At 70.8% G+C, this 19,209-nt stretch carries 23 protein-coding genes; 15 read left to right on the top strand and 8 right to left on the bottom strand.

Annotated features, from left to right (window positions below):
• Positions 1-47: 47 nt before the first annotated feature.
• From QF032_RS31665 to QF032_RS31630, 8 genes are all read right to left on the bottom strand, one after another.
• A complete protein-coding gene (locus tag QF032_RS31665; RefSeq protein ID WP_307058579.1) occupies positions 48-374 on the bottom strand; it encodes an SH3 domain-containing protein in 327 nt (108 codons plus the stop codon).
• Between the two features lie 198 nt (positions 375-572).
• On the bottom strand, positions 573-1,295 hold the full coding sequence (locus tag QF032_RS31660) for a hypothetical protein (RefSeq protein ID WP_307058577.1): 723 nt from the start codon (positions 1,293-1,295) through the stop codon (positions 573-575).
• Positions 1,296-1,351: 56 nt separating this feature from the next.
• Positions 1,352-2,041 (bottom strand): hypothetical protein, encoded by a 690-nt coding sequence (locus QF032_RS31655; protein WP_307058575.1) that lies wholly within the window; start codon positions 2,039-2,041, stop codon positions 1,352-1,354.
• Positions 2,038-2,349, bottom strand: a complete 312-nt coding sequence (locus QF032_RS31650) for a GNAT family N-acetyltransferase (protein WP_307060444.1) — start codon at positions 2,347-2,349, stop codon at positions 2,038-2,040. The genes QF032_RS31655 and QF032_RS31650 overlap by 4 nt, the downstream gene beginning before the upstream one ends.
• 190 nt (positions 2,350-2,539) lie before the next feature.
• Entirely contained in the window at positions 2,540-3,277 is a 738-nt protein-coding gene (locus QF032_RS31645; RefSeq protein WP_307058574.1) for a DUF3631 domain-containing protein, read from the bottom strand.
• Positions 3,274-3,759, bottom strand: coding sequence for a hypothetical protein (locus QF032_RS31640; RefSeq protein WP_307058572.1), 486 nt, complete (start codon positions 3,757-3,759; stop codon positions 3,274-3,276). Before QF032_RS31640 ends, QF032_RS31645 begins: the two co-directional genes overlap by 4 nt.
• Positions 3,756-4,307: a DUF4913 domain-containing protein gene (locus QF032_RS31635; protein ID WP_307060442.1), complete on the bottom strand. Its 552-nt coding sequence runs from the start codon at positions 4,305-4,307 to the stop codon at positions 3,756-3,758. Before QF032_RS31635 ends, QF032_RS31640 begins: the two co-directional genes overlap by 4 nt.
• Positions 4,308-4,575: 268 nt before the next feature.
• Positions 4,576-5,331, bottom strand: coding sequence for a DNA-methyltransferase (locus tag QF032_RS31630; RefSeq protein WP_307058570.1), 756 nt, complete (start codon positions 5,329-5,331; stop codon positions 4,576-4,578).
• Positions 5,332-5,855: 524 nt separating this feature from the next.
• Between QF032_RS31630 and QF032_RS31625 the strand changes: the two genes are divergently transcribed.
• From QF032_RS31625 to QF032_RS31555, 15 genes are all read left to right on the top strand, one after another.
• Positions 5,856-6,971: a C40 family peptidase gene (locus QF032_RS31625; RefSeq protein WP_307058567.1), complete on the top strand. Its 1,116-nt coding sequence runs from the start codon at positions 5,856-5,858 to the stop codon at positions 6,969-6,971.
• A gap of 141 nt (positions 6,972-7,112) precedes the next feature.
• A complete protein-coding gene (locus QF032_RS31620; protein ID WP_307058565.1) occupies positions 7,113-7,478 on the top strand; it encodes a hypothetical protein in 366 nt (121 codons plus the stop codon).
• A 254-nt stretch (positions 7,479-7,732) separates the two neighbouring features.
• Entirely contained in the window at positions 7,733-8,041 is a 309-nt protein-coding gene (locus QF032_RS31615; RefSeq protein ID WP_307058563.1) for a DUF6112 family protein, read from the top strand.
• A complete protein-coding gene (locus QF032_RS31610) occupies positions 8,041-8,727 on the top strand; it encodes a hypothetical protein (protein WP_307058561.1) in 687 nt (228 codons plus the stop codon). Before QF032_RS31615 ends, QF032_RS31610 begins: the two co-directional genes overlap by 1 nt.
• Before the next feature lie 38 nt (positions 8,728-8,765).
• On the top strand, positions 8,766-10,130 hold the full coding sequence (locus QF032_RS31605; RefSeq protein ID WP_307058559.1) for an SCO6881 family protein: 1,365 nt from the start codon (positions 8,766-8,768) through the stop codon (positions 10,128-10,130).
• 87 nt (positions 10,131-10,217) lie between these two features.
• Positions 10,218-11,690 (top strand): SCO6880 family protein, encoded by a 1,473-nt coding sequence (locus tag QF032_RS31600; protein ID WP_307058557.1) that lies wholly within the window; start codon positions 10,218-10,220, stop codon positions 11,688-11,690.
• A 57-nt stretch (positions 11,691-11,747) separates the two neighbouring features.
• Positions 11,748-12,218: a DUF6238 family protein gene (locus QF032_RS31595; protein ID WP_306947995.1), complete on the top strand. Its 471-nt coding sequence runs from the start codon at positions 11,748-11,750 to the stop codon at positions 12,216-12,218.
• Between the two features lie 23 nt (positions 12,219-12,241).
• Positions 12,242-12,781, top strand: coding sequence for a hypothetical protein (locus QF032_RS31590; protein WP_054243558.1), 540 nt, complete (start codon positions 12,242-12,244; stop codon positions 12,779-12,781).
• Between the two features lie 46 nt (positions 12,782-12,827).
• Positions 12,828-14,333 (top strand): VirB4 family type IV secretion system protein, encoded by a 1,506-nt coding sequence (locus tag QF032_RS31585; RefSeq protein ID WP_306947997.1) that lies wholly within the window; start codon positions 12,828-12,830, stop codon positions 14,331-14,333.
• A gap of 628 nt (positions 14,334-14,961) precedes the next feature.
• On the top strand, positions 14,962-15,231 hold the full coding sequence (locus QF032_RS31580) for a hypothetical protein (protein WP_306947999.1): 270 nt from the start codon (positions 14,962-14,964) through the stop codon (positions 15,229-15,231).
• A complete protein-coding gene (locus QF032_RS31575; protein ID WP_307058555.1) occupies positions 15,219-15,752 on the top strand; it encodes a hypothetical protein in 534 nt (177 codons plus the stop codon). Before QF032_RS31580 ends, QF032_RS31575 begins: the two co-directional genes overlap by 13 nt.
• A gap of 23 nt (positions 15,753-15,775) precedes the next feature.
• Positions 15,776-16,312, top strand: coding sequence for a hypothetical protein (locus tag QF032_RS31570; protein WP_306948004.1), 537 nt, complete (start codon positions 15,776-15,778; stop codon positions 16,310-16,312).
• Between the two features lie 301 nt (positions 16,313-16,613).
• Positions 16,614-17,411 carry a hypothetical protein gene (locus tag QF032_RS31565; protein ID WP_306948005.1) on the top strand — a complete coding sequence of 266 codons (798 nt, stop codon included), beginning with the start codon at positions 16,614-16,616 and terminating at the stop codon, positions 17,409-17,411.
• A 34-nt stretch (positions 17,412-17,445) separates the two neighbouring features.
• Entirely contained in the window at positions 17,446-17,964 is a 519-nt protein-coding gene (locus QF032_RS31560) for a hypothetical protein (protein ID WP_307058553.1), read from the top strand.
• Positions 17,965-18,438: 474 nt separating this feature from the next.
• On the top strand, positions 18,439-19,167 hold the full coding sequence (locus tag QF032_RS31555; RefSeq protein WP_307058551.1) for a hypothetical protein: 729 nt from the start codon (positions 18,439-18,441) through the stop codon (positions 19,165-19,167).
• Positions 19,168-19,209: the final 42 nt, after the last annotated feature.

The raw sequence follows: 19,209 nt of genomic DNA, 5'->3' as shown, positions 1-19,209 counted from the left end.
CGGTCCGCGAACTCGGATGTTGGATAGGGGAATTGCAGGCTGGGCCTTTAGTCCAGGCACATGGCGACGTCACGGTAGACGTACGTTCCGGACACCCACCCCTTTACGCCAGTGGTCTCGTCCGTGATGTAGTGCCAGTTCCCGCTGCTCTTGTGAACGGTGAACTTGTGGCTGCGGTAGAGCACGCCGAGGGCCGTGGACTTGGAGGACGCCTTGGAGCGGATCGTCACCGCCTTCGTGTGCACCTTGTACGGGAGCGGCTTGGCCGCGCAGCTGCTGAGGGCGGGTGCAGCACTGGCGGTGGGGATGGAGACAAGCGGGAGAGCGAGCGCACCGAGAACGGCGGCGGAGACGGCTATGCGGGTGGCGCGCATGGGGAATTGACCTCCACGAAAATGGGGAAGGGAATGCGGAAACGGACCGGGCTGATGCCGTGCGGGCCGAGAACAAGACTCCGGAGAATCCCCGGTTTCGGTAACCGGGGAGTGCGTGCTATGTTCCGTGCCGCCTCATCCAGGGTGGTCGGCATTTCACGGGGCCGGGAAGGGCAAAGCGGGTGGGCAGCCGCGAATTCAGCGGCTAGGACCGCGCGGTGGAGCGGGGCGTGCGGGCAGAGCGGGGGTGCCTGGAGCAGTGGGGTGGCGGGTTGGCGGTGACGCGGCCGGCAGCGGGATCGCCTCGCCGCTCCAGTGCGCCTCCCACCACTGGGTGGCGGCCTCGAAGGTGGCGAAGCCGCCCTCACGCAAGGTGTGTGTCCACGCCTTGGTGTCGACCTCTTCGAGCAGGATCCGGAACGGCAGCGGCGCCTTCTCGTCGAGGGCGCGCAGCAGCACGGTGATCTCCATCGGCTCGGTGTCGTGCGTGTAGCTGGTCAGCAGAGCGAAATGGTCGCCGTCGCTGCGCAGCCGCTTCTCCAGGACGCGGGTGGCCTGGTCGGCAGGTTCGCTCCCCATGCCGGCGGCGAGAAGGATCTTCTCCTCGGGGCAGCCCCGGGCGATCAGCCAGGACTGGGCTATCGCAGGCAGGGCGAATGCCGCGTGGTCGAAGCGGAAGGTCCGCGCGACGGTGTCGCGCTGGAGGTAGAGGGCGAGGAGCTGGGGCTCACCCGGGATGCCCCAGGTGACGGCGCCGTTGTGCATCAGGTAGAAGCTGTGCTCGCCGTCCTCGGTGTGGTGCTCGGCCAGGACGGTGAGCTGGTCCTCCCCGATGCTGATGTGCTGCCAGAACTGCTCATCAACGCGGTCGTTGACGGCCTGGTAGCCGTCGAGGCGGAGATCCGGTTGGTGGGTGGGCATCGTTGCTTTCGGTTCGGCGGCGCCATCGGCGCCGTGGGCAGGGAGAGTTGAGCCCCTCAGCGACGCAGGTGTGCGGGGGCCGGTGATGCCGTCGGCCGGGGCGACGGCATGGTGCCGGGCGGGCCTGCGGGGCGCGGGGCAGCGAGTACGGCCCGGCCGGCGTCGGTGAGGGTGACCGGCTGGCCGGCATGCACCGGGTGGGAGGTGTCGCGATCCACGAGGCCGCTCGCCTGCAGGCGCTGCAACTGGGCGTAGGAGATGCGAGTGCGCGAGGGGGTGGCCACGGCGAGCCGGTGGGTGACCAGGTTCTCGTGCAGCTTGGCGCCCTGGGCGATGGCGAGCAGGGCCGCGATGTCTTTCGTCGGCACCTGCCGTGGCGCCTGCCTCGGGGCAGCGGCTTCGATCGGCTCAAGCGCGGCGGTGGCCTTGGCCTGCTGGGCGTCGCGCTCGTCGATGGCATGCGCCAGCTGGTCGACCGTGCGCTCGATCCGGGCGAACAATGCCTGATCGACGGGGAATTCGCCGGACACCAGGCGGGCGAGACGGGCGCGCTGGAAGGTGACGTCCCGCTCGGCCCGGACGAGGCCGCGGTGAGCGTCCGCCAAGGCCGCGTGCGGTGCGTCGAGGAGACCGTCGTCGCGGTGCCGCCACAGCTTCTCGATGCTGCGCCCCACGGCCGTCTCGATCCGCTGGTCGAGCACGGTGCGCGGGTGGCGGTCGGGCGAGGGTTCGGGGGGTGAGGTCATGTCGGAGCGGTTCGTGTGGGCGGGAGAGTGTCCGAGGCGTGTGCGTCCAGGGCGATGCGGACCTCGACGTAGGAGCCGTCGCGGGTGTGCCGGGTCGGCCCCAGACGCTCCAGGAGCCGGAGCATCGGCGCGTTGGACGCCTGCGTGAACGCGGTGAGGGTGTGCGCCCCGCGCGTGCGGGCGATCCAGGCCGCCTGCCGGACCAGGGCCGTTCCGATGCCCTGCCGGTGGCGGTCGTCGGCGACTTGAAGTCCGAGGTCGACGACGCCGGGCTTCCCGCTGACGGGCCCGACGCAGACGAGGGCCAGTGGCCGCTCGTCCGCGTCGAGTCCGATCCAGCACTGCGCCTGGGCGACAGCCGTGTCAGATCACGGGGTGTGAGGCGGGTGCGGCCCCAGCGGCGCAACAGGCTCTGTTCGGAACACTGCGCGTGGAAGGCGGCGACCAGGTCCCAGTCCGCCGCTGTGACCGGGTGCGTACGCGCGAGGGCGGGGTGGGTCAGCAGGAGCAGTCCGGGCGGGCGGCCAGTAGGTCGCCGCGCTGGTAGGCCCGGTATCGGCTGCCGCCGGCGGCGCGCGGCTTGCGGGACTGGACTCCGTAGGGGCGCAGGAGAAGGGCAAGCCGGACCGGGGTGAGGTCGGCGTAGCGCCAGCGTCCATCGGCCTCGCCCGGCAGCTCGCGCAGGCGCGCGACCAGCTCCGCGGTGCTGACGTACTCGTCTGCGCCCAGGACGTCGAAGACGTCGAGGCAGGCGTGGACGATCGTCCTCGGCCGGCTCGGACAGGTCAGGAACTCCTCGCACGTGGCCTCGTGGAGGTCGTCGAAGTCGTCGAGACCCTCCAGGTCCTCGAAGTCGTCGAAATCCTCGACGTCCGGATCGAAGTCGGGATCGAGGTCCGGTTCGAAGTCGGGCTCTTCGTCCTCCACCGGCTCGTACTCGCTGGGCGGTGCGGGCTCGTACGCCGCCGCGCAGCAGCAGGAGGTGGACAGCAGTGCGCTCAGCCCGGCTCCGGCCGCCATGCGTTCGATCAGCAGGTCGGTGAGCGTGTCGAGCTGCTCAGTGGCGGTGACGCCGGCGGGACGTTCGGCGCCGGCCAGGGCGGCGAGCTGCCGGTCGAGGTCCTGGATCTCGACGAACACGTCGAGGATGGCGCGGTGGTGCGGGTTCTCGTTGACCTCGGCCGGCGCCAGTACGGCGGCGGCGACCTGGTCGATCAGGGTGGGGAACTGCGTCAACGAACGGGGCCCTTCAGGGTCGGGGGCAGTGCGGGGCTGGGAAGGCCGGGCATCGCGTAGGGCGGTGGTCCGGGCTTGGGGATGGGCTGGCGCGCGCTCAGCTGTGGCGAGCGGGTGCGGGCGGCGTGGGTGCGCTCGCCCATGGGCCGTCGGGTGATGCCGAGGCGGGCGCGGGCGGTGTCGTACACGTCGTGCGCCTCCCGCGGGCGGACGGCCACGACGTGGATCTCGGTGGTGTGCGTGGAGGTGGCAGGCGCTTGCCGCTGGGCGTAGACGATGCGCCACGCGTTGCGGTGATCGACGTAGACCTTGCGGCATCCGGCGAGATCGCGGGTGAGTTTGGCGCCGAACAGGCGGGCGTTGACGATGTCCTGGAGCTGGGCGAGCGCGAGGTCGCGGATGTCGCTGGGGGCCTGGAGAAGGTCGTTCAGGGCGCGCGGGTCGAAGGAGAGACCGAAGGCGGGCCGGTCGTGGCCGTTCATCCGGCGGCCTGGCCGGGTTCGCCGTTCTCCTCGGACTCTGCGGTTTCGGCGGTGGTCCGGCTTGAGGGCGGCGGGCCGGGCAGCAGGCGGTGGGCGGGTCGGTCCGGATCGGTCATGCACGCGGACAGGGGCCCGCCGGCAGCCCTGACGGTGGCCATGGCGTGGGTGAGGAAGTCCCGGTGCCAGACGAATAGGCCGGACAGGCCGGCCTCGGGGTCCTTGTGCTGCTGGTAGGCCAGCCATAGGGCGTGGAGCCAGGCGACGACGTCGGCGTGTTCCTGCCATTGCTCGCACCACGGGGCGGCGGTGGTGACCTCCGCCCCGTAGACCCGGACGAGGAAGTCATCAACCCAGTCGGACAGCGCGTCGAGTTCGTCTTCGTACTCCTCGCCCTCCAGTTCCAGGATCGGGCGGGGCTCCGGCGGGGCGGGCTGCGGCGCCACGCCCGCGAAACCCGGGAAGCCGAAGGCGCCGAACGGTGAGTCCGTGGGCGGCGGTGCGGAGGCGAGGCTGTCGAGCTGGCGGGCCTGCTCGGCAGATTGGTCCAGCAGTTTACGGACGCTCGCCTCAATGCTCTCCAGATCGGACTCCGGCAGCCGGACCGGTTCCGTCTCCCTGTCGTCCGGGGGGTCTATGGATTCAGGCACGAAAAGGGGCCTCCTTGAGCCGCGGCCGTTGGGCGTGAATTGCGGCTCAAACCATCCGGAGAATCCCCGGTTTCGGTAACCGGGACTGTGCTGCTATAACGCCCCGAGCGGCACGGCCATGGCATGACGGGCCACGCAGCACATGCCGTGCCGCGCTGCACGACAGGGCTCAGGACGTGAGGGTCAAGTCGTCCTGGGACAAAGTCTGCTCCAGCGTTTCGGTGAGCCGGTCGGCGGCTATCGCGGCGTAGTGCTTGGTCTTCTCGACGCCGATGAAATCACGGCCCTCCAGCAGGGCCGCGACTCCCGTCGAGCCCGAGCCGCAGGTGAAGTCGAGCACCGTGCCGCCCGGCGGGGAGATCTGCACCAGCTCACGCATGACGGAGACGGGCTTCTGCGTGATGTGCTGCCGACTCTTGCCCGACGGCTGCGAGGCGCTGTACAGGCCGGGCAGGTAGACCGGGTTCCTGGACGCGTCGATCGGTCCGTTGCTGGCCCAGACGACGAATTCGCAGTTCTGGGTGAAACGTCCCTTCTGGGGCCTAGCCTGCGGCTTGTGCCAGGCGAGCACGCCCCGCCAGAGCCAGCCGGCGGCCTGGATGGCATCCGTGGTGATCGGCAGCTGCCGCCAGTCGGTGAACAGCAGCGCCGTGCCGCCGACCTTGGTGAGCCGGTGCGCCTCGGTCATGATCTGGGTCAGCCAGAAGCCGTAGCTCCGCTGATCCATGTTCTCGCCGGTGAAGTCCGGCAGTTCGTGACCTGCGTCGGCGGAGGTGTACTTCTGCTTCGCGCTGCGGGAGGTGCGTTCCTTGGCCGTTCGCCCGCCGCTGTTGTACGGCGGGTCGGTGATGACGGAGTCGACGCAGTCGTCCGGCAGTTCGGCGAGGACGCCGAGCGCGTCGCCCTGGTGCAGGGAAAAAGGCAAAGAGATACCCCAATTCGGGTCGGTGAGGTGAGGGAGAGTCGCTCCGGCCCGCCTGGATAACCCGCAGGACCGCATGCGGGCAGGAAGGCACTGCGGGCCGCGCAGCGGCGGGGGCGAGGGGAGGAGCCAAAACTGTAGGGCACGATCCCCGGTTGAGCGCTATCGCCGCCGAAAACCCCGAAATAGAGCCTTGATCAGAGACGATTTCGGCAACCGGGGATCCGCCCTTAGTGTTTTGGAACTGCCCGGCAGACCACGCCGATGGCGCATCCCCGCCCCCTGCGTTCGTGGAGGTATCCCCATGTCCTGGCACACCTGACCCGACGCCCCGTGCCGGTGCGAGCGGCAACTCGCGCACGTGCACCTAGGCTCCGATTAACCCACCACCCGGCCGTCGCGCCCTTTCCTCAACGACGCACGCGCCGCCGGGACTTCACCAAGGACCTCGTTGTGACATCGCTCTACCCTCCCCTGCCCGCGCACCGGTCCCCGGCCCGTGACGGCCGCCCGGGAGGCGTCCCCGATTGAAGGGCGTGGCCGCCGGCATCGGCGTCTTCGTCCTCTCTCCTCTCCTCCTCGCCGGCACGGCCATGCTGATGGCCACCAGCAGCGAGGCCGCCCAGACCACCTACTCGTCCTTCAGCTGCGTGGGCGACGTCGACACCGACACGGTCGTCGAGCAGGTCACCAAGATCCTCAACGGTGCGACCGCCAAGGACGTGCACGTCGAGGGCCTGTCCCTGCCCGAGGAACAGATCCCCAACGCCCGCACGATCGTGGCCACCGGGATCGGCCTCCACGTGCCGAAGAAGGGCCAGATCATCGCGCTCGCCACCGCGATGCAGGAATCACGGCTGCGCAACCTGAACTCTGGTGACCGCGACTCGCTGGGTCTGTTCCAGCAACGGCCGAGCCAGGGCTGGGGCACCGCTACGGAGATCCACGACCCCGTCTACTCGAGCGAACAGTTCTACAAGCACCTGCTCGCGGTGGACGGTTGGCAGCAGCTGACCGTCACCCAGGCCGCGCAGAAGGTCCAGCGCTCCGGCTACCCCGACGCCTACGCCGACTGGGAGGAGCTGGCGACCGCCCTCCAGAAGGCGATCGCCGCGACGTTCCCCGACGCCGACCAGGACACCAGCGAGACGAACACCACCTCCAGTACCGCGCCCTGTGCGGCGGCCGGGGACGGCTCCGGGTACGGCACCATCCCGGAAGGGTCGGTACCGAAGGGCTACTCGATCCCGAAGGACGCCGATCCGAAGGCGCGCAAGGCGATCGCCTGGGCGATGGCGCAGCTCGGGACGATGTACCAGTGGGGCGGCGCCTGCACCTCGCCGCACGGCCCCGACCCGATGGGCCGCTGCGACTGCAGCTCGCTGACCCAGCAGGCGTACAAGCACGCCGGCATCCAGCTCACCCGCACCACGTATACGCAGGTCGACGAGGGCAAGGCAGTGTCCCCCAATGCACTCAAGCCCGGTGACCTGATCTTCTCCCGCGGCAGCGCCACCCGCCCCGAACACGTCGGCATGTACATCGGCTCGGGCCTCGCGATCGAGGCACCCCGTACGGGAAAGCCTGTGCGGATCACGCCGCTCGCGGACTGGGACATACTCGCCGCCCGCCGCGTCATCTGACCCCCGGTCGGGGCGCGACATCCCCGGCACACCCCCTGACCGGGATACCCCCCTGGGCCTCTTCCGCACTCACCTCGGACTGGCCCCGCAGGACCCGCCGTCCTGCCCACCCTCATTCCCCTGACAGCACGGAGCACCTACTTGATAACCCGCCACCGCACCCAGCGCGCCCTCGCGGCAGCCTCTCTGGGCCTGGCCGTCGCCGCCGGCGGCCTGGCCACCGCCAGCACGGCACAGGCGTACGACACCGGCACCACCACGATCAGCTGCAGTGCGGTCAAGATCCGCAAGGCCCCGTCGAAGGCGTCCACCGTCGTGGGCATCGGCTACCGGCACGACAAGGTCGTCTACGACCAGTGGGCGTACAAGAAGGCCGAGAAGACCTGGTACACCCGCGGCACCGTCACCCGGAAGTCCGACGGCAAGAAAATCCGCGGCTACATGATCTACAACTGCGCGAACCCCTACAAGACCAACCCGGCACCGAAGCCGTCGATCCCGAAGTAGTGCACCCCGGCAGCCGGTTCGGAGCCTGAGCCGAAGCGCCATCGACAGCAGCCCCAGCCCGACCTGTGGCCTCGTCCAGCCTCGGCGCGAAACCTGCGTGACCTCGTGCACGCCACGCCGCCCCAACGCGGGCGCCGACCGGGCCAGCCGTCTCCCGCACCGCTGCCGGCCTTCCTTCTCGAGGCAGTTGCCTCGCCCTCTCCCCCTTTCTGTGATTCCCGCGCGCCGGGCTTCGGCGTGCCCAAGGAGCCTCATTGCACCTGCTCGAAACCGTGCAGTATCTGGCCTACGACCCCGGCATCACGCCCTCGGGCGGTGGCCTGCCCGGCCTCGCCGTGCTCAAGAACGTCGTCAACTCGATCAACCTGTTCGCGATCGTCGCCGTTGTCGGCTCGCTCGCCGTCTCCCTCGGCGTGTGGGCGTGGGGCCACCACACCGGCGGCCACCAGGCCGAGGCCAACGGGAAGAAGGGCGCGGTCGTCGCGGCGGGCGCCGCCCTTGGTCTCGGCGCCGCGAACGGGGTCGTGGCGTTCTTCTCCGCCCTGGGGTCACAGGTCCACTGATGCCGAAACGATTCCTCTCCCTATCCGGCTACGGCCTCGGCTGGTCGACCCGCCAGCGCATCACGGTCCTCGCGACCGGCCTCGCCGTCCTGCTGGGCCTCGCCGTCGTCGCCGCCCTGCTCACCGGCCGCACCACAGCCGGCGACAGCCAGGCCGCCGCCCCGTCCTCCGGGCCGAGCAGCAGTACCTCCGCGTCCGCCGGCCCGACGGCGTCGGCCGGGGCCGGTTCGGTGGCCAAGCCCCCGCAGCTGGCGGACCCGGTCGCCTTCGCCAAGGCCGCCGCGGCAACGCTGTGGTCGTACGACACCCGCACCACCAGCCGTGACCAGCAGCTCGCCGGAATGAGGGCGTGGCTGACGGCGGAGACGAAGTACGCCGACTGGTCCTCGATCGCCACGCAGGTGCCGGATCCGGTGCTGTGGTCGCGGATGGCCGACCAGGACCAGTACGCCACCGCCACCGTCACGGAGGCCCACTACCCCTCGGCGTTCAAGCAGGCCCTGGCGGACGATCCGTCGGCGATCACCGAGGCGTACATCTACGCCGTCACCGTCACCGGCAAGCAGCAGATCGCCTGGAAGAAGGGCGGGGCCGGCGCCGAGGACCGCTCCATCACCCTCGCCGTGCAGTGCCGCCCCAACGCGAACTGCTCGCTGGTCTCCATCGCCCCCCTCGTCGTGCCCTGACCCGCCCCAGCCCACCTGAGAAAGGAGGGGATTCCCCCTTGGGCTTCTGCGACCTCCCCCTCGCGGACAAACTCTGCGCCGTCGGCGACGCCGTGGACTTCGCCTCCGACCCGGGCACGGCCATCGGCAACTGGATGGCCAAGAGCGCGGGCGAACTCGCCGCCGCCGCAGCTGACTTGGCAGCCGAGGCGGTCAACACCACCACCAAGGTCGACCTCAACGCCGGGTGGTTCCGCGACAACTACGAGATGATCCTGCCGATCGGCCTGGTCGTCCTCGTCGCCACGTTCTGCGCCCAGCTCGTACGCGCCGCGATCCGCCGCGACGGCCAGGCGCTCACCCAGGCATTCACCGGCACCGCCACCGGCGTGCTTTTCGCGTTCACCGCGATCGCCTTCACCACCGTCGCCATCGAAGTCGTCGACGCATTGAGCGACGGACTCTTCAAGGCCGCCAACCTCGACATCGCCACGGCAGTGCGGCGGATCGTCAAGGTGGGCCAGATCGCCTCCCTGTCCGGCCTGGGCTGGCTCGTCACCGTCTTCGTCGGTGTCGGCGCCGCGATCGGCGCCTTCCTCTACTGGTGCGTGATGATGGTCCGCAAGGTCGGCATCCTCGTCATGGTCACCCTCGCCGTCTTCGCCGGAGCCGGCGGCGGCTGGGAGGTCGCCCGGCGCTGGCGCAAGGGCTGGATCGAAGCCACCGCCACCCTCGTCGTCAGCAAGTTGCTGATGACTGTGATCTTCGTCCTGGGGATCGCCGCGATGGGCAAGACCGAGGCGAAGGACGGCATCGCCGCCCTTGCCGACGTGATGGCCGGCATCGTCATCCTGGCGCTGGTCCTGCTGTGCCCGTATGCCACGTTCAAGTTCGTGCACTGGGCCGCCTCCGAGGGCTCCGACGCCGAGACCCTGCACCGCTCCGGCGGAGCCGGTGCGCAGATGGCCCGTCAGCACGCCGAACGCGCCGGGCGCAAGGCCGCCGCCGCGGTCGCCACCGCCGGAAGTGGCGGTGCCGCGGCCGGAGCAGGCGCCGCTCCCCAGGGCCCGGACTCCGTTCCGGGCGGCTTCCCCGGCGACACCGCCACCAACCCCACGCCGGACACCGGCAAGGAAGGCGGCAGGTCAAACGCCCCGTCGTCCGGGAGCGAAGGGATCAAGAGCGGTCTGGAGAAGGCCGTCCAGCCCCCGCCGACCAGCCCTCATGACGACACCAGTGGTCAGTTCGGCGGTGCACCCGGACAGGGTGGCGGTTCCGGATCGCCCTCCAACGGCGGCGGCTTCATGTCGCAGCCCGGCGCAGGCGCCTCGACGCCACCGCCGCAGGGCGCCCCGCCGACACCGAACTCGGCCGGCACCTCCAGCGGAACCGGGGCGCCGCCGCCCCCGCCCACCGGCCTGTGACCTTGCCAGCCTCCGGGGCGGCACGCGCTGCGTATTCCTCGCCGCGCGCCGCCCCGGCCACCGCCCCGCGCACCATCGGAACGGCCATTGTCAGATCTCACCGTCACACCACTCACCGTCAAATTCCCCCACCGGTCCAGGCGCGGCATCCTGCTCGGCCTCTCCCTGCCCCAACTCGTCCTCGTGTCTGGCGCGTTGGCGCTTCTGCTGGTCACGGTGGTATCCACCGGGCTGCTCGGCGCCATCGCCCTGGCGCCGCTGTGGGCCGCGGTCGCCGCCCTGGTCGTCGTCCGCCGGCACGGCCGCTCGCTGATCGACTGGGCGCCGATCGTCCTGCGCTTCGCCCGGCGGCGGCGCACCGGCCAGACCCTGTGGCTCGCCCGGCCCGTCACCCGCCCCCGCCAGGACGGCATCCTCCATCTGCCCGGCACCGCCGCCTCACTGCGCGTGGTCACGCCCGGCGATTCCGCCAACCAGGCCGCCGCCGTGCACGACCCGCACGGTCAGACCCTGACCGCCGTCGCCCGCGTCTCCAGCAGGGCCTTCGCTCTCCTCGACCCGGCCAGTCAGAACCACAACGTCAGCAGCTGGGGGCGAGCCCTGGCGGGCATCGCCCGCACCGGACACGTCGCCACCGTGCAGGTCCTGGAGCGCACCGTGCCCGACAGCGGCGACACCCTCGCCCGCCACTGGGCCCAACAGGGCCGACCCGACACCCCGGTCGCGGGGCAGGTGTACTCCGACCTGGTCGCCTCCGCAGGACCTGCCGCCGCCCCGCACGAGGCGTACCTGGCCATCAGCCTGGACCTCAAGGCCGCCAAGCGCTTGATCTCCCAGGCCGGTGGTGGACTGCCTGGCGCCTTCACCGTCATGGAACAGACCACGTCCGCCATCGCCCAGGCCGCGCGCAGCGCCGGACTGATGGTGACCGGCTGGCTCAGTGCCCGCGAGATCGCCGCCGTCATCCGCACCGCCTACGACCCCAAGGCGCTGTCCGCGCTGCAGCAGTGGTCCAACTCCGGCCGAGCCGAAGCCGACCCGGCAGCCGCCGGGCCCGTGGTCCAGGTCGAGGAGTACGACCGGCTCGCCACCGACTCCGCCCGGCACGCCACCTATTGGGTCGAGGACTGGCCCCGCACCGAAACGAGCGCCGGGTTCCTGCACGGCCTGATGTTCACCACCGGGGTCCGGCGCACCCTCTCCCTTCTATACGTGCCGCAGGGGCTCGAGTCCGCGATGCGCGACGTGCAGCGCAAGAAGGCGGCGATCATCGCGGACGCCAACGAGCGTGCCCGCCGCGGGCAAGTCGATTCCGAAGCCGACTCCGTCGAATACGCCGACGTGAAGGTCCGCGAACGGCAGCTGATCGCCGGGCACGCCGATGTGGCGCTGACCGGGCTGCTCACCGTGTCCGCGGAGACCGACGCCCTGCTCGATGCCGCGTGCGCGCAGATCGAGACCGCCGCAGTCACCGCCCAGGTCGACCTGCGACGGCTCAACTTCCAGCAGCCCGACGCCTTCACGCTCGGCGCCCTTCCGCTCGCCCGCACGGCCCTGTAACCCCGCCCCGGCACCAGCCGACGCCCTGCCGCCACGGCAGGAAGGAACTCTCTCCCTTTGACCTCTGCCCTTCCCGTCGGTGACGCGTACCCGTACCTGCGGGCCGCCAGCGCCGGTATCCGCCACCACACCCGCGCCCTCAGCCCACGCGCCCAACCCACTGCTTCACCCGCGGATCGCGTGCACCTCGACGTGTTGCACGCGCATCTGACCGCGCTGCATCAGCTGCTCGACCAGCTCGCCGAGGCAACCCGGCCCCCGCACCCCGCCGCCGGCCGACACCTCGCCACCGCGCACACCCGGATGTGGCAGTCCGCCGCCGCCGTGCACGACGCCTTCCACCTCCTGCCCGTCGCGGGCGAGCCCTTGACGGACACGGGCTGCCACCCCGAGCGGCTGCCCGAGGGGCCACCCGTCCTAACCATCTGCCAGCGCCACCTCGCCGCCGGCCACGTCGTCCGCCGCAAGACCACCCCGAGCGACCTCAACGCTCCGCTGCACCGCCACACCACCACCTGCAGCCAGTAACCCCCACGACCGAAGGGCCCCCCATGCGCGCACTGAAGCGCTCCACCTCCACCGCCGTCATCCTCGCCGCGCTCGCCGGCACCGCCGCCCTGGCCACCGCCGCCCCGGCATCCGCGGCCAGCTACCACTGCAAGACCAGCAGCCACAGCGTCGATGACCCGAGCTATAGCGGACCCGACTCCGACAACTGGGACTTCGACGTGACGCTCTGCGCCATGCGGTCCGGCGGCTACATCTACACCACCGCCACCGTGTACTGGGACGGCCCGTACACGGCCAAGAACCGCAGCACCTACACCTTCAACAAGGCCAAGTTCCAGCTCCAGACCAAGCGCAGCGTCAGCGGCACGGACCCGGTCGTGAAGTCGGCCGCCTACACCGGCCTGGAGCACGCGCTCGAACACAGCAGCAGCAACGGCAACGGCTCCTACTCGACCGGAACCCTCAAGTCCGCGGCGGGATCCGGCCGCTACCTCGCCGACGGCTACATTCAGCTGGACTGGTCGGGCGACGGCAAGAGCTACCGCAGCCCGATTCTGTTCACGGCCTCACCGGTCGTCTGACCCCCGCACCGCGTCCAGACCACCGTCACGTGAAAGCCGCCCCGCCATGAGCCACCGGCCCGCGCGCCGCGCCAGCGCCAGCCCCCTGTTCATCCCGCACGGCACCGACCGTGCCTCCCGCAAAGCCGCCCGCCGGCAGCTCGCCGAGGCCGCCGCGAAGGCCCGCGTCGAAGCAGCCGCCCACACCAGCGGCACCGGCGTAGAGGAACAGGAGATGCCGCCGCCCCTCTTCCCGCCCGCCGGGCGACCCGGCCCCGCGTCCTCCCGCAACAACAGGCTCAAGCTGCCCGCCCACCGCATGACCACCGCCACCGCGAGCGGGGCGTACCCGTTTCTCGCCGAAGGCGGCCTCGGCGCCGAGGGCATCTACATCGGCCGCGACGTCCACGCCGAAGCCAGCTTCTGCTTCGATCCGTTCGCGCTGTACGGCAAGGTCGAGGGCTTCACCAACCCCAACGTGCTGTTGGCCGGGGTGATCGGACAGGGCAAGTCAGCGCTGGCCAAGAGCTTCGCGTTGAGGTCGATCGCCTTCGGGTATCGCGTCTACGTGCCGTGCGATCCCAAGGGTGAATGGACGCCCGTGTCACAGGCGCTGGGCGGTACCTCCATCGCGCTCGGGCCGGGCCTGCCCGGAAAGCTGAACCCTCTGGACGCGGCGCCGCGGCCCAACAGCGTCTCCGAGGCCGACTGGGCGGGCGAAATCCGTAAGCGCCGCCTGCTGCTACTCGGCTCGCTGGCCCGCACCGTGCTCGGGCGGGACCTGCTGCCGATGGAGCACACCGGCCTCGACGTCGCCCTGGACGCCGTCGTCACCCGCGCCGTCGCGACCGGTCGCACCCCGCTGCTCGGCGACATCGCCGCCACCCTCAACAACCCCGACGAACTCGACGTGGCCGGCGGCATCATGTCCGGCCGCCTCGGCGACGCCTCCCGCGACCTCGCCCACGCCATGCGCAGGCTGGTCCACGGCGACCTCGCCGGGATGTTCGACGCCCCGAGCACGGTGGCCTTCGATCCCAACTCGCCGATGCTCACCATCGACCTGTCCCGCCTGGGCGGATCCGGCGACGACACCGCGTTGGTCTTGGCGATGACCTGCGCGTCCGCGTGGATGGAATCCGCACTGTCCGACCCGAACGGCGGCCGGCGCTGGATCGTCTACGACGAGGCATGGCGCCTGATGCGCCACCCGGGCCTTCTGCAGCGTATGCAGTCCCAGTGGAAGCTGAGCCGCGGGCTGGGCATCGCGAATCTGATGGTGATCCACCGGCTGTCCGACCTGCTCACCGCGGGCGACGCCGGATCCCGAGGACGCGCCCTGGCCGAAGGACTCCTCGGCGACTGCTCCACCCGCATCATCTACCGGCAGGAGACCGACCAACTCCATGCCGCAGCAACCCTGCTGGGCCTGACCTCGGTGGAGACCGACGCGATCTCCCACCTCAACCGGGGCCGAGGCTTGTGGAAAGTGGCGGGGCGCAGCTTCATCGTGCAGCACCTCCTGCACCCCCACGAACTGGCGCTCTTCGACACCGACGCCCGCATGCACTGAAACCCCCGCAAGCCGCGGCCGCACGAGACCTGGAGCACCCCTGCAGAACCCCGACTTCGAGCTGTACGACAACGTCGGCCGCACCGCCGACCAGATCCACGCCTATCACGCCCGCTCCGCCACAAAGGCGGACCTGCACCGCTGGGCGGATCGCGATGCCGAAGCCTTCCGCACCCGGCACCCCCTGCCACCCGAGCCCTTCCCCGCCCCGGACCTGGGCCCTTACCACGCGGCTCTGGACGCGGCTGAGACGCCAGCCGAGTTCAGCACCGCGCTCAACGCCCTGCTGGACGCCGTCGCGCCGTTCCTCAACGAGGTCATCGAGCACCTGGCCGCCACCGCCAAGTGGAAGGGCCAAAACCGCGGAGCCGAACCCGAGTCACCGCCCTGGCTGCTCCGCGGCGCAGCCAGCAGCATCGCTTCAGCCCTGGCCATGGCCACCGAAGCGGATCTCAAGATTCTCCGCGCGCACTACGACCCACCCCCGGACCTCGACGCGCTCCTGAAGCAGACCCGCACGACGACGCCCGCCACTCCCCCGGCCCCGCCCGGACCGCAGCCCGGATCCGGGGGACCACGTCGCTGAGCGCCGACGGACCAACCAACCGGCGCAGCCACTCAGGAACCCATGCCCACGCCCTGCACAACCTTCTTGTCGGCCTTCGCCGTCGCACTCGCCGACCGCCTGCCCGGCACCTGGACGAGCGAGTACCACCGCCATCCCACCTACAAGGACCAGTTCCCAACCATCGAACGGCTCTGGGACGCCGGCCACGTCGACTACATCGTCAGCCAGTACGTCCTCGGCCATGACGCCGTCCTGCACGGACCCGACGGAGAACAGCTCTACGTCACCGACCGTCCCTGTACCGCCACCAGTTCGTGGTGGCCCCGCTAGAGCCCGAGGGCTTCAAGCCCCACCAGATCTCCCCGGTACGTGAGCCGAACGGCATCGCCGTCCCCAACGATCCGGCCCGCGCCGCCGCCGCAGTCACCCGACGCGTGCTGCCCCGCTACCGGGCGGCCCTGGACGCGGTCCGTCACAACGCCTACGGCCAGCCCGAGCCGCCGCACCGCCAGCCCGCGCCCGAGGTCGCCCGGACTCTCACGCTGGTCTGGTACCCGGACGGCGTGGTGGGAGCACCGTACGACTCGGTTCCCGAAGAGGCGCGCATGACGCTGTTCGGCTGCAACTTCCAGTACCGCCCCAATGAGTTCGCCTTCGTGCTGCCGGCCTCCTACAGCCCCAAGGAGCGCGCCCTGCTGGTCCAGCTCGTCGCCCAGCGGCTCGCACTCCAGGGCATCGGGGTCAACTTCCGTCGTGCCGCTCCCCTCCCGCCTCCCACTGCGGCATCAGCAGCCGCGAGCAAGGTGCTGCCAATGGTGTCCTCCTCCCCGAAATCCACCTCCCGCCGGTAGAACCCGGCCCCCGTATCAAGGAGTTGCCGCTGTCCGATCCCGACCAGCGGATGCTGCTGCACGACGTGGCCGACCGACTCAACACCGTCGCCGACCACCTTCCACTCCCCGACCAGATCCACCCTGATCCAGCACTGAGCGAGATCCTGGACGACGAAGTCCGACACCTGGGCCGCCTGCTGGGATTCCTGGCCGGCGAGAGCGCCTTCCGTCACCGGGCCGCCACCCGCTCCCCTGCCCGGCCCACGACCACGGTGCGCCGCACGACCCTCGCGCTCGCGAACGCCGCCGAACCCACCGGGCTCGCGCTCGCCGCCCTCGGCGCCGCCGTTCACCACCTCGGCCGTCTCGCCAACCTCTCCCACCAGATCCCTGGGCCCGCCCGCGACCGGGCGATCACCACCGAGCGCCAACGGCTCGAAGACCGCCTCGGCGACAGCCGCATCTACCTCGCCCGCGCCGCGAAGCGCCTGCGCGCCACTGCCGACACCCGCACGCCACCGGCCGCGACCGCCGTGCTCTCCCCGTCGGCCACCACACCCCCATCCCGATCCCGCTGATCCCCTCCCCCGGAGCGCCCTCATCCCCTCGCACACCCCCGCCCGCCGCGCCGCCCTGCTGCTCACCACGCTCGCGACCGTCACGCTCACCGCGTCCGCCTGCACGACCTCCGACACCAGCAGCCACGACGCCACGACGAAGGCCACCCGCACCACCTCCCCCGCACCGGCCGCCGTACCAGCGCTGACGAAGCAGGAGGCCCTCGCCCAGATCACCCACTACTCGAAGATCAACAACGAGGCCAACGCCGACAACGACCGCACGCTCCTCGACAGCATCGAGGACGGCCCGCTGTACGCCATGTCCGTCGCGGACTACAAGGAGGACGAGGGCCTGCCCAAGGCCGACCGCAAGCCGTACAAGCCGTGGTCGTACGACACCGCCAACGCCAAGCTGTACATCCCGCGCTTCACCGCTGGCCAGGAACGCTGGTTCGCCGCCGCGCTCTCCGGCCAGAAGGGCAAGGATCCGAGCCGACTTGCGGTCTTCGCCGAGCAGCCGGAGCAAAAGCGGTGGGAGATAGTCTCCGTCGTCGACCTCGACGACAAGACACTGCCGGACATCGCCCTCGACCAGCACGGCTACGCCACCGCGGTCGCCGCCGACGGCAACGAGCAGCTCGCCGCCGATGCCGACCTGCTGCGCACCGCAGTGATCGACAACTTCGCGACCGGCGGGGTGAACACCGGCACCAAGGTCTTCACCCCGACTACGGCGAGCAAGCAGCAGATCAAGGTCCACGACAAGACGACCAAGAAGTACGGAAAGTTGGGCACCACCGTCTTCGCCGGGGCAGCCAACCGCTACCAGGACGCCTACGCGCTCAAGACCACCGACGGTGGGGCGCTGATCCTGTTCGCCCACACCCACACGCAGACCGACGCCGTCGCGCACTCCGGGCTGCAGATCAACCCCGGCAAGGACGACCGCGCCTGGCTCCACGACATCCCTCGCACCTCGGTCACGTACACGTTCGTCTGCTCCGACGCTGCCACCGTGCCGGCCAAGGCCGCCCCGTCCCGCCTCATCGGCTACACGTGCGCCCGCACCGAAGCCTCCGGGCCGCCCGTCGCTTCCGGACTGACGACCTACGCGTAGCACCGCGGCCCGGCTCCACGCCCCGAGGAGTTCCTTGTCCCTGTCCCACCCCGACTTCGACCTGTACGACAACGTCGGTCGTACCGGCGAGCAGATCAAAGACCACCGCGGCAACCGGCCCACCACCGACGACCTGCACCGCTGGGCCGCCCACGACGCCAAGCAGTTCACCGACGGCCTCACGATCGAGGACGCCGGGCAGAGCGTCATCGCCTGGACCCGCCAGCTGTACGGGGTGTGCACGACCGCCGAGTTCCAGGCCGTCGCCACCGCCGTCCTCGGCGACGGACACAGCGCCCTGAGCGAGCTGCACCAATTCCTGGAGACGGCCGCCGAGTGGTGCGAGCGCAACCACGAGCCGAAGATCGCCGAACGGTACCGCCGGCACGCCGAGCAGCTGTCCGAACTCGGAGACAAACTCAGCTACTTGACCGACGACCACCTCGCCGACACCTACCGGCGCACGCACCCGTCAGCACCGGCACAGCCCACGAGCGACCCCGCGGCGGCACCCGCGCCACCGGCCGCGCCCGCACGCCGCCCCTCACGCTGACCCGCCCCGTCGACAGGAAGATTCTCTGTCCACTCGTTCTGTCATCGCCCGCCCCACCCCCACCGGCTACGCCGGGACGTACGTCCACTGGGACTGCTACCCCAGCCATCACCTGCCGCTGCTGCTCGCCGCGCATCAGCACCGGTTCGCGGGCGACACCGAGGCCCTGGCCGCGTACCTCATCGACGACGCGCCGGAAGGCTGGTCCTCCCTCGGCACCGACCTCCTCGACGGAGCGCCCGACGCCCTGCGCGACCGCCTCGCCGCCGGCCGCGACCGGCCCGGCAAGCGCTACCCGGCCCGGCCGACCGTGCCGCCTCTGATCTACACAGAGCGGACGGCGTCCCGCCTGAACTGGGGATACGTCCTCCACCCACGCGGCATCGAAGTGATCAGCGCGCCCGGCGTGGAACGCGGTCCCCTCGTCGCGTGGAGCACCGACCCCCGCGTCCGGCTCCGCGACACCCCCGTCCTGTGGAAGCCCGACCAGCCGATCCCGGCCACCACACCACCCCAGACCACCGCGCGGACCAGCACACCTGGCCCCGCCGCAGCCCGACCGGCCCCCGCCTCGGCTCCGGCGCCGCGCGCCCGCTCGCACTGACCCGCCCCATCCCCCAGGAGACTTGTCTGTCCACCCGTGCGGTCATCGCCCGCCCCACCGCCGACGGCTATGCCGGCATGTACATCCACTTCGACGGCTACCCCGACAGCAAACTCCGGCTGCTCCTGGCCGCCTACCAGCACCGGTTCGCCGGTGATGTGGAGGCGATGGCCCGACACCTGATCGACGAGGTGCACCACGGCTGGGAGGAACTGGGCACGGACCTCCTCGACGGTGCTCCCGCCGGCCTGCGCCGCTCCCTGACCGGGGGCGAGGAGTACCCCAGCCGCCAGCTCACCAACCTGTACAACACCGACGGCACCCCGGCCGAGCGTGAACTGATCACGCAGGACGGCACCGAGGACCTGGAGTGGGCCTATGTCCTGCACGAGTCCGGCATCGAAGTGATCGGCCTGCTGGCGTACGACCGCGGACCCGTCGTCGGGTGGGACACCGACCCGCGCAGCCGCATCGTCGCCGATCCCGGTGCATGGAACCCGGATTCTCCGGCGCCGGTCGTGCCGCCGCGTACCGCCCCGCGCCTGTCCGCCACTGCTCCTTCATCGGCGCCGGCGCCCCGCAAGGCCGCCCGCCGATAGCCCCGGCAGCCCGCACCGCCCTACCGAAGCCCGCCCGGAGAA

The organism is Streptomyces achromogenes (genome assembly GCF_030816715.1).
GTDB classification, from domain to species: Bacteria; Actinomycetota; Actinomycetes; order Streptomycetales; family Streptomycetaceae; genus Streptomyces; species Streptomyces achromogenes_A.
The sequence above is the reverse complement of the archived record's forward strand: the minus strand, read 5'-3'. Positions and strand labels throughout refer to the sequence as shown.

Bases quoted from the DNA above. Each gene is read 5' to 3' on its own strand.
- QF032_RS31565 (WP_306948005.1), top strand. From the start codon at position 16,614: ATGTCCGTCGCGGACTACAAGGAGGACGAGGGCCTGCCCAAGGCCGAC.
- QF032_RS31640 (WP_307058572.1), bottom strand. From the start codon at position 3,759: ATGAACGGCCACGACCGGCCCGCCTTCGGTCTCTCCTTCGACCCGCGC.
- QF032_RS31585 (WP_306947997.1), top strand. From the start codon at position 12,828: ATGAGCCACCGGCCCGCGCGCCGCGCCAGCGCCAGCCCCCTGTTCATC.
- QF032_RS31580 (WP_306947999.1), top strand. From the start codon at position 14,962: ATGCCCACGCCCTGCACAACCTTCTTGTCGGCCTTCGCCGTCGCACTC.
- QF032_RS31610 (WP_307058561.1), top strand. From the start codon at position 8,041: ATGCCGAAACGATTCCTCTCCCTATCCGGCTACGGCCTCGGCTGGTCG.
- QF032_RS31655 (WP_307058575.1), bottom strand. From the start codon at position 2,041: ATGACCTCACCCCCCGAACCCTCGCCCGACCGCCACCCGCGCACCGTG.
- QF032_RS31660 (WP_307058577.1), bottom strand. From the start codon at position 1,295: ATGCCCACCCACCAACCGGATCTCCGCCTCGACGGCTACCAGGCCGTC.
- QF032_RS31590 (WP_054243558.1), top strand. From the start codon at position 12,242: ATGCGCGCACTGAAGCGCTCCACCTCCACCGCCGTCATCCTCGCCGCG.
- QF032_RS31665 (WP_307058579.1), bottom strand. From the start codon at position 374: ATGCGCGCCACCCGCATAGCCGTCTCCGCCGCCGTTCTCGGTGCGCTC.